Source organism: Streptomyces sp. 4N124, assembly GCF_052245395.1.
Lineage (GTDB): Bacteria > Actinomycetota > Actinomycetes > Streptomycetales > Streptomycetaceae > Streptomyces.
On record NZ_JBQQBS010000013.1, the window covers coordinates 116,210 to 130,695 of the forward strand.

Genomic DNA, 14,486 nt, shown 5'->3' on the forward strand with positions numbered 1-14,486 from the left:
ACAGCGCCCTGCGTCCCGCTACAGCTCCTTGCGGAACCCTTCGGCCGCCTTCAGGAAGATGTCGTTCCCCTCGGTCTCGCCGACCGTCACCCGCACGCCCTCGCCCGGGAACGGCCGGACGACGACGCCCGCCTGCTCGCACGCCGCCGCGAACGCGACCGTGCGCTCCCCCAGCCGCAGCCAGACGAAGTTGGCCTGGGTCTCGGGCACGGTCCAGCCCTGGGCGCGCAGTCCGTCGACCACACGCGCGCGCTCGCACACCAGCGAGCCGACTCGGCCGAGCAGTTCGTCCTCGGCACGCAGCGAGGCGATGGCCGCGTCCTGCGCGAGCTGGCTCACACCGAACGGCACGGCCGTCTTGCGCAGCGCCGCCGCCACCGGCTCATGCGCGATCGCGAACCCGACGCGCAGTCCGGCCAGTCCGTACGCCTTCGAGAACGTCCGCAGTACACAGACATTCGGCCGGTGGCGGTACAGCTCCACACCGTCCGGCACCTCGGCGTCGCGGATGAACTCCCGGTACGCCTCGTCCAGCACCACGAGCACATCGCTCGGCACCCGGTCCAGGAAGCGCTCCAGCTCGGCCCGCCGTACGACCGTGCCCGTCGGGTTGTTGGGGTTGCAGACGAAGACCAGCCGCGTCCGGTCGGTGATCGCGTCCGCCATCGCGTCCAGGTCGTGCACGTCGCCCTTCGTGAGCGGCACCTGCACCGAGGTGGCGCCGCTGACCTGCGTGATGATCGGATACGCCTCGAAGGACCGCCAGGCGTAGATCACCTCGTCGCCGGGGCCGGCGGTGGCCTGGATCAGCTGCTGGGCGACGCCGACCGAGCCCGTGCCGGTGGCCAGATGGGTGACAGGGACTGCGAACCGTTCGGACAGCTCGTTCATCAGGCCCGTGCAGGCCATGTCCGGGTAGCGGTTGAACGACGAGGCGGCGGCCGTCACGCTCTCCATCACGCCGGGCAGCGGCGGATAGGGGTTCTCGTTGGAGGACAGTTTGTACGCCACCGGACCGCCGGCGGCAGCGGGCCGCCCCGGCTTGTAGGTGGGGATACCCTCCAGCTCGGCGCGCAGCTTGGGGCTGATCTCGCTCACCGCAGTCCTCCTCGCGACCACCGGCGGCCCCTGACCGCCGCCGGCTTCCAATGCTTCTCACCTTATGAGGATTCGGCGCTGCTGCGTATGGGGCGGCGGTCACGTCGTGCAGCCAGGAGGAGCCAATCCCATCTGCCCCACTGACATCAGGGGCATCACTGTACGAAGGTGTGCGAATTCCGGGGCGCTCACACATATATCTATGCGCCGGTGGCTCGCGCGGTGGCGCGCATCACCCGTGAAGGTGAGTTGAGACCTCTTCGAAACATCGGCTACTTGGCAGGTATGCACACGCCGACAAGTTACGTGTTGGCGTGAAAGCGCCCAACTCCCTTGTTTTCCAAGGAAATTGACGGGCTATGACCTTGCAGAAACGTGCCTGTCAACGGGTGCATATGCGTCCGCACTACCCCACCGCATGAGCCCTACTATCGGCTCGCCATGACAGCAGCAGGGAAGCACCAGGTGAGCCGCGCGGAAACCTCACGTCGAGGCAGTCGGCCGGGCCGGGCAGGCATCAGAGACGTAGCCGCCGCCGCCGGAGTCTCCATCACGACCGTCTCCGACGCCCTCAACGGCAAGGGCCGGCTCCCGGACGCCACCCGACGCCATGTCCGCGAGGTCGCCGACCGACTGGGTTATCGCCCATCGGCCGCGGCCCGAACCCTCCGTACCGGCAAGTCCGGGCTGATCGGCCTGACTGTGACGACATACGGGGATGAACCTTTCACCTTCACCGAGTTCGCGTACTTCGCCGAGATGGCCAGAGCCGCCACCTCGGCCGCGCTCGCCCGCGGCTACGCCCTCGTGATCCTCCCCGCGACCTCCCGCCACGACGTGTGGTCGAACGTCGCCCTGGACGGCACGGTCGTGATCGACCCGTCCGACCAGGATCCGGTCGTCAGCGAGCTGGTCCGGCAGGGTTTACCGGTCGTCTCCGACGGCCGCCCGGCCGGGTCGCTGCCGGTCACGGCGTGGGTCGACAACGACCACGAGGCCGCGGTCATGGGCATCCTCGACCACCTGGCCGACGCCGGCGCCCGCCGCATCGGCCTGCTGACCGGGACGTCGACGGACACGTACACCCATCTGTCGACCACGGCGTATCTGCGCTGGTGCGAACGGGTCGGACAGGATCCGGTGTACGAGGCCTACCCGGCGCACGATCCATGCGCGGGCGCCGTCGCCGCCGACCGGCTGCTCGCCCGCCCCGACCGGCCCGACGCCGTCTACGGCCTGTTCGACCCGAACGGCACCGATCTGCTCGCCGCCGCCCGGCGCTACGGTCTGCGCGTGCCGGACGACCTGCTTCTGGTCTGCTGCAGCGAGTCCACCGTGTACGCCAACACCGAGCCGCCCATCACCACGCTCTCCCTGAAGCCGCGCCGCATCGGCACGGCAGTGGTCCAGCTCCTCATCGACGCCATCGAGGGGGTCGATTCGGACCAACCGGTCGAGCAGGTGATACCGACCGAGCTGATCGTGCGTACCTCGTCCCAGCGACGGCCGCCTCGTACGACCGTCAGCCCGCCGCGGTCGCCCAAGAAGGAGTAGGACAAGGGCGGTCGCACGGCGGGCAAAGCCCGGCCCAATCGGGGCGAAAGCCGCGATGAACTGGAGTCTTGCGCTGATTCACCACCCCTGGGTCATCACATGGCGCGATCCGCATTCCTATGATGGGCCCACGACACCGCGGGCCGCTGCGACCAGGCAGTCCGATGCGGTGCAGCTGCGGCGCGATGGTGGAGGGGTCGATGACTCAGGGGGCCGGTCAGGGACCCGAGGTGGAGCGGACGGCGACGTTGCGCGACTTCCGGGTACCCGCGTATGTCCACGAGACCGGTCCGTACGTCCACAGCATGCGCCCCGGCGAGGCCGTCAGCCCCGTCGAGGAGCCTGTGGACTACCCGGACGGCTACACACCCACGCAGCGCGACCTGCCCGTCATCAACCGCGGTGACACGCTTCAGGTGACCGTCGACCCCGTGTCCGAGCCGGCCCCGCAGTCGACTGCCGGGCCCGGTCCGCTGTACGTCGTCGGAGACGTCCACGGCTATCTCGACGAGTTGGTGGCCGCCCTTCAGGAGAAGGGCCTCATCGACACCGAGGGCAACTGGTGCGCGGGCACCACCCGGCTGTGGTTCCTCGGCGACTTCACCGACCGCGGCCCGGACGGCATCGGCGTCATCGACCTCGTGATGCGGCTGTCCGCCGAGGCCGCCGCGGCGGGCGGCTACTGCAAGGCCCTCATGGGCAACCACGAGCTGCTCCTCATCGGCGCCAAGCGGTTCGGCGACACTCCCGTCAACTCCGGCGCGGGCACCGCCACCTTCCAGGCCGCCTGGCTGCTCAACGGCGGACAGAAGACCGACATGGACCGCCTCCAGGACCACCACCTGCAGTGGATGGCCCGGCTGGACGCCATGGAAGAGGTCGACGGCCATCTGCTCGTCCACTCGGACACCACGGCCTATCTCGACTACGGCGACTCGATCGAGGCGGTCAACGACACGGTCCGCGAGACGCTCACACGCAATGACGCCGACGAAGTCTGGGATCTCTTCCGCAAGTTCACCAAGCGCTTCTCCTTCCGCGACGAGGGCGGCGCCGACCATGTGCGTTCACTGCTCGATACGTACGGCGGCACCCGCATCGTTCACGGCCACAGCCCCATTCCGTACCTCCTCGGCGAAGTCGGCTCCGAGGACGGCGAGGACGAGGCCGGTCCCCATGTCGAGGGACCGCACGTCTACGCCGACGGGCTCGCCATCGCGATGGACGGCGGAGTGACCATGGCCGGAAAGCTGCTGGTCCAGCAACTTCCTCTGGATATCTGAACGTTCACAGGGCAGGCGACCCGTCACGGAGGTACTACCGGAGACGGCGCAGGCCAAGGGGCAATTTTTGGAAACCCCCTGTCACCGTGTGCCGTCACCGCTCTACCATCGGCTTATCCGTAGCAGGCTCCCCTCCGTTTCTGCCATACGGCTCGTCAGCGTGCGAGCCCCAAGCCCTACGGAGCATCGGGGGATGCACATGAACAGCGTTCCGCAGCACCTGCTGAGCGAGGACCGCCAGGAATACGAGCGGATCCTCGATGAGGCGCTGCGCTCCGCCCCACACCGCCCTGAACTGACCGCTGTCGGACAGCGGCTCAACCCCGAACAGCTGCGCACCATGGCCCTCAACGCCTCCGCACTCATCACCGCGGCGGCGGCCACCGAGTACCAGCACTACGTGAAGGTCCGCGAGGAACTGCGCCAGCCGGCGCCGTCCACCCCGTCGTCCGTCCGCGAGTCCGGTTCCACGGAGCCGGCCGCGAACACGGTGGGGCTCGCCGCCACCATGGGCGAGGTCGCCGAGACCGCCGGCGCGGGCGCCGTCGCCGTCGTCGCGGTCCTGGCACCTGTCCTCGCCGGAACCGCAGCGGCGATCTTCCTGCTCGTGGGCTACATCCTGAAGATGCTGGACCCCGTGCCGAAGTTCGCCCAGACCATGCTGACCACCGGATGGGTGTTCGGCGCCATGACCGCGGTCGCGATCCTTGTCGCCGCCGTCGGGCTGCTGATCACCGCCCTGCGCAACAGGCCCTCGCTCGACACCGGCCCTTACGGCAAGCTGAGCGGGGAGGTGGCCAGGGCCAGGGAAGCCTGGCGCGAGGCCCTGCTGGAACGCGGCATCCTGCCGTTCCTGCGAGACGCCCTGGCCGAACCCGGCGCCGCCGCGGCACTGCACCGCACGGCACCACGGGCGACCACCAGCCGCATGCCGCATCTCGGCTACAACCGCCCGGGCTTCAGCAGCCCCGACGAGGGCCCCGCCCCGGGCCACCGCCCGAGCTTCAGCAGCCCGGACTACACCAGCCCGGATTTCGGAGGCCCGGAGCACCAGCCGGAGTAGCCCGCTCCGGCATGACGCCCCTCGGCTTGCGCCCCCACGGAGGGGAGCGCAAGCCGAACACGGGGCCACGGACGGCCTGTTCCGGAGGTCGACGTCAGTTCGCGATCGGCAGATACACACGGTTGCCCGCGTCAGCGAACTCCTTCGACTTCTGGGCCATACCCTCCTCGATCTCCGACTTGGTGCTGCCGTGCTCACGGCGGATGTCCTGTGAGATCTTCATCGAGCAGAACTTCGGCCCGCACATCGAGCAGAAGTGAGCGGTCTTGGCCGGCTCGGCCGGCAAGGTCTCGTCGTGGAACTCCCGGGCCGTGTCCGGGTCGAGGGCGAGGTTGAACTGGTCCTCCCACCGGAACTCGAAGCGTGCGTCGGACAGCGCGTCGTCCCACTCCTGTGCACCGGGGTGCCCCTTGGCGAGGTCGGCTGCGTGGGCGGCGATCTTGTAGGTGATGACGCCGGTCTTGACGTCGTCACGGTTGGGCAGGCCCAGGTGCTCCTTGGGCGTGACATAGCAGAGCATGGCCGTGCCCCACCAGGCGATCATCGCGGCACCGATGCCGGAAGTGATGTGGTCGTACGCCGGCGCGACGTCCGTCGTCAGCGGGCCGAGCGTATAGAACGGAGCTTCATCACAGATCTCCTGCTGAAGGTCGATGTTCTCCTTGATCTTGTGCATCGGGACATGTCCCGGGCCCTCGATCATGGTCTGTACGTTGAAACGCTTCGCGATCTGGTTGAGTTCCCCGAGAGTTCGGAGCTCCGCGAACTGCGCCTCGTCGTTGGCGTCCGCGATGGAGCCGGGCCGCAGTCCGTCGCCCAGCGAGTACGTGACGTCGTAGGCGGCGAGGATCTCGCAGAGTTCCTCGAAGTTCTCGTACAGGAACGATTCCTTGTGGTGCGCCAGGCACCACGCCGCCATGATCGAGCCGCCGCGCGAGACGATGCCGGTCTTGCGGTTGGCGGTGAGCGGTACGAAGGGCAGGCGGACGCCCGCGTGGACGGTCATGTAGTCCACGCCCTGTTCGGCCTGTTCGATGACCGTGTCCTTGTAGATCTCCCAGGTCAGCTCCTCGGCGCGGCCGTCGACCTTCTCCAGGGCCTGGTAGAGCGGGACCGTGCCGATGGGGACGGGGGAGTTGCGCAGCACCCACTCACGGGTCGTGTGGATATTGCGGCCGGTGGACAGGTCCATGACCGTGTCGGCGCCCCAGCGGGTCGCCCAGGTCATCTTCTCGACCTCCTCCTCGATGGAGGAGGTCACCGCGGAGTTGCCGATGTTGGCGTTGACCTTCACCAGGAATCGCTTGCCGATGATCATCGGCTCGATCTCCGGGTGGTTGACGTTCGCGGGCAGCACGGCCCGGCCCGCCGCGATCTCCTCACGGACCACCTCGGGCGAAACGTTCTCCCGGACGGCCACGAACTCCATCTCGGGCGTGATCTCGCCCCGGCGCGCGTAGGCGAGCTGGGTGACGGCCTTGTCGTCGCGGCTGCGGCGCGGCTGACGTGGCCGTCCGGGGAAGACCGCGTCGAGATTGCGCAGGCCGCCGCGCGGCGAGGTGTGCTTGATGCCGTCGTCCTCGGGACGGACGGGACGGCCCGCGTACTCCTCGGTGTCGCCGCGGGCGATGATCCAGTTCTCCCGCAGCGGGGCGAGCCCCCGGCGGACGTCGGTGTCGAAGAGCGGATCGGTGTACGGGCCGGAGGTGTCGTACAGCGTGACCGACTGCCCGTTGGTGAGATGCACCTGGCGGACCGGCACCCGCAGATCAGGGCGTGAGCCCTCGATGTACGCCTTGTGCCAGCCGATGGACTTCCCGGCCTCCCCGCTGGTCGGAGTCGGCGACGGAACGTCCGTCGCGTTCTGCGTGGAGGCAGGCGTGCGTGTGTCCTTGATGGTCATGAGACCTACTCCCTACGCCGGCATTACCCGGTAACAGGTTCAGCGGTCGACGCAGCGGTTTCCGTCTGCCGACGTTTCATGGGGAACATCACTCGATTCCGATGACGTTCCACGTGAAACATTGCGAAGACGGAGGTCAGCGCCCTCTCAGCCCGGTGCTCCGAGCTCCCGCGTGTACAAAGGTGCCTACACGCTAGCGTCAATTCGGGCGTGCTGAACAGTGGGCCCCGGCCGTTCTTGCGATGATCGGGCGGTGACCACGACACCTCAGTCCCCGTACCCACCGCCCGAGCCGCCCCGCGGCCCCGGCTCCGGAAGCGGCCCCGCGAACGGCAACAGCCGTGGAAACGGGCCCGTTTCCGGCGGCGGTCGCGAGACTGGAGCCGGAATGAGATCCGGCGACTGGCCTGAGCACGGGCCCGCCTCCGACGCCGGGCCCGACCAGAGTTCGGGTGCCGGTGGCGGCCACGGTCACGGCGGCGGGGGCGGACACGGACCCGGGGGCGGCGGCGGGCATGGCCACTCGCACAGTCACGGTCCCGCCGCGCCCGTCTCCCAGCACCTGCGCAAGATCATCGCGGCGATCCTCATCCCGTTCGCCGCGGCCGTTGTCGTAGGGCTCGCAGTGCTGTGGCCCGGCGGAGCGCCGCCGCACGAGCGCACCGGGGTCGGCTTCGACCGGCAGACCCAACAGGCCACGGTCACCAAGGTGGTCGAGGTCAGCTGCAAGGACGTCAACGCCTCGGGTGAAACCCCGACCGGGGACACCTCCACCGCGGAGGGTTCCTCGGCGCAGCAGCAGGCGAACGGCACGTGCAAGAGGGCGACGATCCGGGTCGACACGGGCAAGGACGAGGGCCGAACGTTCACCGAGATCGTGCAACCGGACCAGTCGCGGCAGCTACACGAGGGCCAGAAGGTCGTCGTCGCCTACGAGCCCTCCGCGCCCAAGGACTTGCAGTACTCGGTCACCGATGTGAACCGTCGCCTTCCGATGATGGTGCTCGCCGGGATCTTCGCCCTCGCCGTGGTGGTCGTCGGACGGTTGCGGGGTGTCATGGCGCTCGTCGCGCTGGCCATCAGCTTCCTGGTGCTGAACTTCTTCATCCTGCCCGCCATCCTGCAGGGCTCGAACCCGCTGGTCGTGGCGGTGATCGGGGCGAGCGCCATCATGCTGGTCGCCCTGTATCTGTGCCACGGCCTGTCCGCGAGAACCTCGGTGGCCGTGCTCGGCACCCTCATCTCGCTGTTGCTGATCGGCATCCTGGGCTCACTGTTCATCGACTGGGCCGCGCTCACCGGCAACACGGACGACAACACCGGTCTGATCCACGGCCTCTATCCGTCGATCGACATGAGTGGTCTGCTGCTCGCCGGCATCATCATCGGTTCGCTCGGTGTGCTCGACGACGTGACGGTCACGCAGACGTCAGCGGTCTGGGAGCTGCACGAGGCCAACCCGACGATGGGCTGGCGCGGGCTGTACCGCGCGGGCATCCGCATCGGCCGGGACCACATCGCATCGGTTGTCAACACGCTCGTCCTCGCCTATGCGGGCGCCGCGCTGCCGCTGCTGCTGCTCTTCTCGATCGCGCAGAGCAGTGTCGGCACCGTCGCCAACAGCGAGTTGGTCGCGGAGGAGATCGTGCGCACGCTGGTGGGCTCGATCGGCCTGGTCGCGTCGGTGCCGGTCACCACCGCACTCGCGGCGCTGATGGTCTCGGCCGACCGCCAGGGAGGAGAGCAGGCCGCGCCGTCCGGCGCGACTGTCGCGGCTCCGACACGAGGCGGGAAGGGGCGACGCCGCAAGCGGTGAGGGGAGCGGCCACCGGGAGCGGTTACCACCGGCGACATACCGAGCCTGCAATCGCTCGCACCGACCCGCCTCGCAAAAGCGTTCCTGCACGGCTGCACAGCCCCGGCGAACCGTTGCGTCACCGCCGCCCCCCACACCCTTCACCCCGCGCTCTGCTCCTCCGCCAGGATGCGGTCCAGCGCCTCGTCGAGGTGGGCGTCGAAGTCGGCGAGGGCACCTTCCTGGCCCAGCGGCACCAGCTTGTCGGTGCGGTCGAGAAAGGCCACGAGCGGTGCCGCCGAGGAGCGGAACACGGCCTGGTCGCCCCCGACCTGAAGCCGGATCAGGACGTCGCCGAGCGTGTCGGCTTCGGCGGGCGAGACACGAACGTCGCCCTCGCCGCACGGCCGGCCCACCCCGTCGATCAACAGCTCCCGCCCGAACGCCCAGGTCACAGGGGCGTCACCGGGCAGATGGAACGTCAGCCGCACGGCATAGGGATCATCGGTCTCGTAGCGCAACTCCACCGGGATACGGAAGGAGAGCTCCTCGGACACGAGAAAGCTCATCATGACCTCTGCCTGTACGGACTCGCGCATCGCCTGTCCCGTCATTTGCCATCGTCTGGCCGGGTATGGACCCCCCGGCACTGAAGGCATCTTGCTGAACGTACACAACAGATCACAAGGAGTGAGTTTTCAGATGCTGATAGAGATCGCCAGCGAGCCCAGGAGCCGCCCGATCTCACCCTGCAACTGCCGCACCGCGGGCAGCAGCCGATCGGCTTGATGGGAGGGCAGCGAGATGGCCATCGTCGCGGCCGTGGTGCCCACGCTGATCGGAATCGCCGCGCACACGGTCCCGAGCGCGTACTCCTGCCGCTCCGTCACCGGCTGCGTCCGCCGCGTCCGTTCCAGGCGCCGTAGCAGCGCGTGGTCGTCCCGCACGGTGTAGGGGGTGATGGACTGCACGGGATAGCGGGCGAGATGGTCGCGGCGGGCGTCCTCGTCGAGTTGGGACAGCAGGCACTGCCCGATGGCGTGCGCATGGCCGGTCTCGCGGAAGTCGGCCCACTCCTCGACGGCCGGATTGCCCGGGGTGTCGGAGACACACATGACTTCGATCTCGCCGTCCTGGTACATCGCGTAGTACACGGGTACGCCGATGGCGTCGCGCCATGTCGCGAGTGTCTCGACGACCGTGCTGCGACGTTTCTGCCGGGCACCGCTGCTGCTCAGCCGCTCAGCGGCCTCCCCGAGGAAGAACAGCCCTTTGTCACGGCGCAGATAGCCCTCGTGCACGAGGGTGCGCAGCAGGTGGTATGCCGTGGGCAGCGCCAGGCCGGTCTCGCGGGCCAGCTGCTTGGCGGGGGCGCCGTGCGCATGCCCGGCGACCGATTCGAGGAGGCGCATGGCGCGCTGAACGGATCCGATGAGCGTCGCGGAGTGCGGCTGCTCCTCAGGGGCCGCTGTCTGCTGCCGGGGCTGTCGCTCCCGGGGGCCGGGCTGCTCCGGGGGTCTGATGCGGGTGCCCGGAGTCAGAACGGCTGTGGGGGGTGCGTGGGGGTCTGCCGGTGCGGTGTCAGCCGTGGCCAAGGGTCACTCCCGATGCGAGGGGGCAGCCCGTGCGGGGGGAACACGGGAGGGGGTGTGCGCCGCTCGCGGGGTTCGTACGCCCCGCGTCGAATTCCGGACTTTAACCGTCTGCCACCGCTCACAGTCGGCCCGTCCGGAAAACTTCCCTCGCCCGAGGGAACCGGTGATTCCTGTTACCGCTCACCGGCTCCCCGCGTGCTCACCAGTCGCTGCGTGAGGACGAGCTCGAAGTGAACTTCCGTACGACGTAGATGAGTCCACCGACCAGTGCCACGAAGACCAGCAGCTTGAACAGCAGCCCGATGACGAAGCCGACGACGCTGGCTATCAGCCCGCCGAACACGACCAGGGCGATGACAGGCACCGCGATCCACTTCACCCACCACGGCAGTCCCGTGAAGATCTCTCGCATCGCCCTTGTCCTTACTTCTCCGCCCGCCGCTGTGCCGGGTCCGTCGATATCCGGTCCTGTCGGTACCGGATCCTTCTGATGTCCTGCACTCGATGCTAGGGCCGCGAGGGGGCCCGGCGGGGGCCTCGCAGCCCTTGTCCTCCCCTGATCGATCCCCTAGGGAATCCCGGGGTGCCAGGTCAGCTCTCGGGCGGAGAGAACACCACCAGCACCCGCAGATCCTCACTGATGTGGTGGAACTTGTGGGCGACACCGGCCGGCACGTACACCACGCTGCCACGCGCCACTTGCGTGGTCTCCAGACCGACGGTGATCGCTGCACGGCCGCTCACAACGAAGTAGACCTCGTCCTGGTTGTGCGGCTTCTGTGGATCATGCTCGCCCGCGTTGAGCGCGTACAGGCCGACCGACATGTTCCGCTCCCGCAGAAACTGCAGGTAGGCGCCCTCATTGGCGGCGCGCTCCGCCTCCAGTTCATCCAGCCGGAATGCCTTCATCGCCCTCGTCCGCCCTTGTCCCACTGCTAGTAGCCGATCTCGTCTGCCACGATCAGACACATGAAGAATTTCGTAGTCAAGACGATCGCCAACGCGGGCGCCCTGGCGGTCGCCGTATGGTTGCTCGACAAGATCACCCTGACCGGGGACAGCACGGGCAAGAAGATCTGGACGCTCATCCTCGTCGCCCTGGTCTTCGGCCTGGTGAACTTCCTGGTCAAGCCCATTGTGACGCTGTTCAGCCTGCCGCTGCTCATCCTGACGCTCGGCCTGTTCACCCTGGTCGTCAACGCGTTGATGCTGCTGCTCACCTCGTGGCTCGCCGACAAGCTGGATCTGAGCTTCCACGTCGAAGGCTTCTGGACCGCGGTCCTGGGCGGCCTGATCATCTCGGTCGTGTCCTGGGCACTCCACGTGGTCCTGCCCGACGGCAAGGACTGAGTACGGCATGCCCTACCGCGTCTGCTTCGTCTGCACCGGCAACATCTGCCGCTCCCCGATGGCCGAGTCCGTCTTCCACGCGCGCGTGGTGGAGGCTGGGCTGGACGAGCTCGTCGAGGTCGACAGCGCCGGCACGGGCGGCTGGCACGAGGGCGACGGAGCCGACCCGCGCACCGTCGCCGTACTCGAGGAGCACGGCTACGACAGCGCGCACACGGCCCGCCAGTTCCAGGCGTCCTGGTTCTCCCGCCTCGACCTCGTCATCGCCCTCGACACCGGCCATCTCAAGGCCCTGCGCCGCCTCGCGCCCACCGAGCAGGACGCGGAGAAGGTGCGGCTGCTGCGCTCGTACGACCCCGCTGCGGGCCACGACGTCGACGTCCCGGACCCGTACTACGGGGGGATGGACGGCTTCGAGGAGTGTCTTGAGATGGTGGAGGCAGCGAGCGTAGGGCTGCTCGCCGCGGTCCGTGAGCAGGTGGAGGGAGAGGCAGCGTGAACGATTCCGCAATGGACAGGGGCGGTTCGAGCACCGGCGAGGGCACGCGCGCGGTGCGGGCCGGCCTCCCTGAACCGGTCAAGTACGAGCCGGCGCTGCCCGGTCCGGTGTTCGCCGCGCACTACCATCTGCCGGGCGACCCGACGGGCCCGTACAACTACGGCCGCGACGAGAACCCGACCTGGACGCATCTGGAGCGTGCGATCGGCGAGCTGGAGGCTCCCGGGCAGGACGGCGTCGAGACGCTGGTCTTCGCCTCCGGCATGGCCGCCATCTCCTCCGTCGTCTTCTCCCAGCTGCGCTCCGGCGACACGGTCGTCCTGCCCAGCGACGGCTACCAGGCACTGCCGCTGTTGCGCGCGCAGTTGGAGTCGTACGGCATCGAGGTGCGCACCGCTCCCACCGGAGGCGACGCCCAACTGGACGTCTTGGACGGCGCCAGGCTGCTGTGGATCGAGACCCCGTCGAACCCCGGGCTGGACGTGTGCGACATCCGGCGGCTCGCCGAGGCGGCACACGCGCGTGGCGCCCTCGTCGCCGTCGACAACACGCTCGCGACGCCGCTCGGGCAACGTCCGCTGGAGCTGGGCGCCGACTTCTCCGTGGCCAGCGGCACCAAGCAGCTCACCGGGCACGGAGACGTCCTCCTGGGCTACGTCGTCGGCCGCGACGCCGAGGCCATGGCGGCCGTACGCCGCTGGCGCAAGATCGTCGGGGCGATCCCGGGGCCCATGGAGGCCTGGCTCGCGCACCGTTCCGTCGCGACGCTCCAGCTGCGGGTGGACCGGCAGAGCGCCACTGCCCTCGCGGTCGCCGAAGCGCTGCGCGACTGGCCCGAGGAACTCGGGGTGCGCTACCCGGGACTGATGAGCGACCCCTCGTACAAGATCGCCTCACAGCAGATGTACCGCTATGGGTGCGTCGTCTCCTTCACGCTGCCCACGCGCGCGCGTGCCGACCGTTTTCTCGACGCCCTGCGGCTCGTCGACGACGCGACGAGTTTCGGCGGGGTGCGCTCCACGGCCGAGCGCCGCGGCCGCTGGGGTGGGGATGCGGTGCCGGAGGGCTTCATCCGTTTCTCCGTCGGCGTGGAGGACCCCGAGGATCTGGTGGCCGATGTGCTGCGCGCGCTCGACGAGTCGGCGGGCTGACCGCGTCTGACCGGCCCGGACGGGGTCCGGATACGTACAACGGACGGTCCGAGCCTCCCCCCTCGTGGCTCGGACCGTCCTCGGTTCCGCGCGCGAAGAACCGCGCGAACAAGGCTAGTTGACTCTGTGTCAGTGTCCAATCACAGTAGCGACAGCGACCTATCGACTTATTTATAGTTGGGCGCGGCCGGGGGGTCAGGGGAAAGCAAAGAAGGGGAGGGTGCGCCATGGATCTGGCCTTGCTGCGCACCTTTGTGACCGTGCACAGGGCCGGCTCCTTCACCCGCGCCGCCGCACTGCTAGGACTGTCGCAGCCGGCCGTCACCTCCCAGATCCGCACCCTGGAGCGGCAGCTGGGCCGCCCCCTGTTCCTGCGGCAGGCGCGCGGTGTGACACCGACGACCATCGGCGACGAGCTTGCGCACAAGGCCGCGCCGCATCTCGACGCGCTGGTCGAGATCGCCGAGACGGGGATCGACGACGAGTCCTCCTTACGCACCCTGCATCTCGCCGGTCCCCCCGAGTTCACCGCCGAGCGAGCGCTGCCCGTGCTCACCGAGCTGACCGGCGAGGACGGCCAGGGCTTCGCGCTCCGCGCCTCCTTCGGGAACGCCGAGGAGACCTTGGAGGGGCTCGCCGCTGGGCATCACGATCTGGCCATCACTACGGCACGTCCCCGAGGTGCTCTGCTCACGGCGACTGCGCTCTGCGACGAAGAGCATGTCCTGGTCGCCGCCCCGCGCTGGGCCGAGCAGATCGACTCCGGGAAGCTGCACCACATGGGGGCGCCCGTCCTGGAGAACCTCCCTGTCGTCGAGGTGCACGAGTCACTGCCCTTCGTCTCCCGCTACTGGGCCTCCGTCTTCGACTCCCGCCCGGCGGCCTCCGGCTCCGTCATCGTTCCCGATCTGCGCGCGGTGCTTGCCTGCGCGTCCGCGGGCGCCGGGCTCGCAGTGCTGCCTCGCTATCTCTGTGCGCTCGCTCTGGAGCGCGGGGAGGTCGTGGCCCTGCACGAGCCCGCGGTCCCACCGCTGCGGACGTACTTCCTGGTGGTGCGTACCGGCACGCTGGCGATGCCGCACATCGCACGAGCCCATGAGTGGCTGCAACAGGCCGCCACGGACTGGTGTTGAGGCGCCGACCACGAGGCATCACGCCCCGAGCCCAGGCGATGACATGCCGCGATGTTTCACGT

The 14,486-nt window shown here is 68.7% G+C and carries 14 protein-coding genes; 8 read left to right on the forward strand and 6 right to left on the reverse strand.

Translation table 11 applies throughout. The features are described 5' to 3' along the window. Positions 1-18: 18 nt before the first annotated feature. Entirely contained in the window at positions 19-1,098 is a 1,080-nt protein-coding gene (gene hisC, locus ACTWQO_RS16100) for a histidinol-phosphate transaminase (RefSeq protein WP_443238001.1), read from the reverse strand. Between the two features lie 441 nt (positions 1,099-1,539). Between hisC and ACTWQO_RS16105 the strand changes: the two genes are divergently transcribed. The 3 genes from ACTWQO_RS16105 (at position 1,540) to ACTWQO_RS16115 (ending at position 4,998) form a co-directional block, all read left to right on the forward strand. Continuing rightward, positions 1,540-2,652 (forward strand): LacI family DNA-binding transcriptional regulator, encoded by a 1,113-nt coding sequence (locus ACTWQO_RS16105; RefSeq protein WP_301982382.1) that lies wholly within the window; start codon positions 1,540-1,542, stop codon positions 2,650-2,652. 185 nt (positions 2,653-2,837) lie between these two features. Continuing rightward, complete coding sequence (locus ACTWQO_RS16110) at positions 2,838-3,935, forward strand: metallophosphoesterase (protein ID WP_443238052.1); 1,098 nt, start codon at positions 2,838-2,840, stop codon at positions 3,933-3,935. A 193-nt stretch (positions 3,936-4,128) separates the two neighbouring features. Continuing rightward, entirely contained in the window at positions 4,129-4,998 is an 870-nt protein-coding gene (locus ACTWQO_RS16115; protein WP_443238002.1) for a hypothetical protein, read from the forward strand. A 94-nt stretch (positions 4,999-5,092) separates the two neighbouring features. Here ACTWQO_RS16115 and thiC read toward each other — a convergent pair whose 3' ends face one another. Further along, positions 5,093-6,901: a phosphomethylpyrimidine synthase ThiC gene (thiC, locus tag ACTWQO_RS16120; protein WP_443238003.1), complete on the reverse strand. Its 1,809-nt coding sequence runs from the start codon at positions 6,899-6,901 to the stop codon at positions 5,093-5,095. Between the two features lie 253 nt (positions 6,902-7,154). Here thiC and ACTWQO_RS16125 point away from each other — a divergent pair, with 253 nt between their 5' ends. After that, the gene (locus ACTWQO_RS16125) at positions 7,155-8,717 is read left to right on the forward strand and encodes a YibE/F family protein (protein ID WP_443238004.1); all 1,563 of its coding nucleotides are present in this window, start codon (positions 7,155-7,157) and stop codon (positions 8,715-8,717) included. Between the two features lie 140 nt (positions 8,718-8,857). Here ACTWQO_RS16125 and ACTWQO_RS16130 read toward each other — a convergent pair whose 3' ends face one another. From ACTWQO_RS16130 to ACTWQO_RS16145, 4 genes are all read right to left on the reverse strand, one after another. Further along, the gene (locus tag ACTWQO_RS16130; protein WP_443238053.1) at positions 8,858-9,295 is read right to left on the reverse strand and encodes an SsgA family sporulation/cell division regulator; all 438 of its coding nucleotides are present in this window, start codon (positions 9,293-9,295) and stop codon (positions 8,858-8,860) included. A gap of 99 nt (positions 9,296-9,394) precedes the next feature. Beyond that, positions 9,395-10,291, reverse strand: coding sequence for an IclR family transcriptional regulator (locus tag ACTWQO_RS16135; protein WP_443238005.1), 897 nt, complete (start codon positions 10,289-10,291; stop codon positions 9,395-9,397). A 199-nt stretch (positions 10,292-10,490) separates the two neighbouring features. Then, positions 10,491-10,703 carry a DUF5326 family protein gene (locus ACTWQO_RS16140; protein ID WP_030189024.1) on the reverse strand — a complete coding sequence of 71 codons (213 nt, stop codon included), beginning with the start codon at positions 10,701-10,703 and terminating at the stop codon, positions 10,491-10,493. A 179-nt stretch (positions 10,704-10,882) separates the two neighbouring features. Beyond that, positions 10,883-11,200 carry a cupin domain-containing protein gene (locus tag ACTWQO_RS16145; RefSeq protein ID WP_443238006.1) on the reverse strand — a complete coding sequence of 106 codons (318 nt, stop codon included), beginning with the start codon at positions 11,198-11,200 and terminating at the stop codon, positions 10,883-10,885. A gap of 60 nt (positions 11,201-11,260) precedes the next feature. Between ACTWQO_RS16145 and ACTWQO_RS16150 the strand changes: the two genes are divergently transcribed. The 4 genes from ACTWQO_RS16150 (at position 11,261) to ACTWQO_RS16165 (ending at position 14,424) form a co-directional block, all read left to right on the forward strand. Then, positions 11,261-11,641 (forward strand): phage holin family protein, encoded by a 381-nt coding sequence (locus ACTWQO_RS16150; RefSeq protein WP_443238007.1) that lies wholly within the window; start codon positions 11,261-11,263, stop codon positions 11,639-11,641. Positions 11,642-11,648: 7 nt separating this feature from the next. Further along, positions 11,649-12,140 (forward strand): low molecular weight protein-tyrosine-phosphatase, encoded by a 492-nt coding sequence (locus tag ACTWQO_RS16155; RefSeq protein ID WP_443238008.1) that lies wholly within the window; start codon positions 11,649-11,651, stop codon positions 12,138-12,140. After that, a complete protein-coding gene (locus ACTWQO_RS16160) occupies positions 12,137-13,291 on the forward strand; it encodes a cystathionine gamma-lyase (protein ID WP_443238009.1) in 1,155 nt (384 codons plus the stop codon). The genes ACTWQO_RS16155 and ACTWQO_RS16160 overlap by 4 nt, the downstream gene beginning before the upstream one ends. 227 nt (positions 13,292-13,518) lie before the next feature. After that, entirely contained in the window at positions 13,519-14,424 is a 906-nt protein-coding gene (locus ACTWQO_RS16165) for a LysR family transcriptional regulator (RefSeq protein WP_443238010.1), read from the forward strand. Positions 14,425-14,486 lie beyond the last annotated feature (62 nt).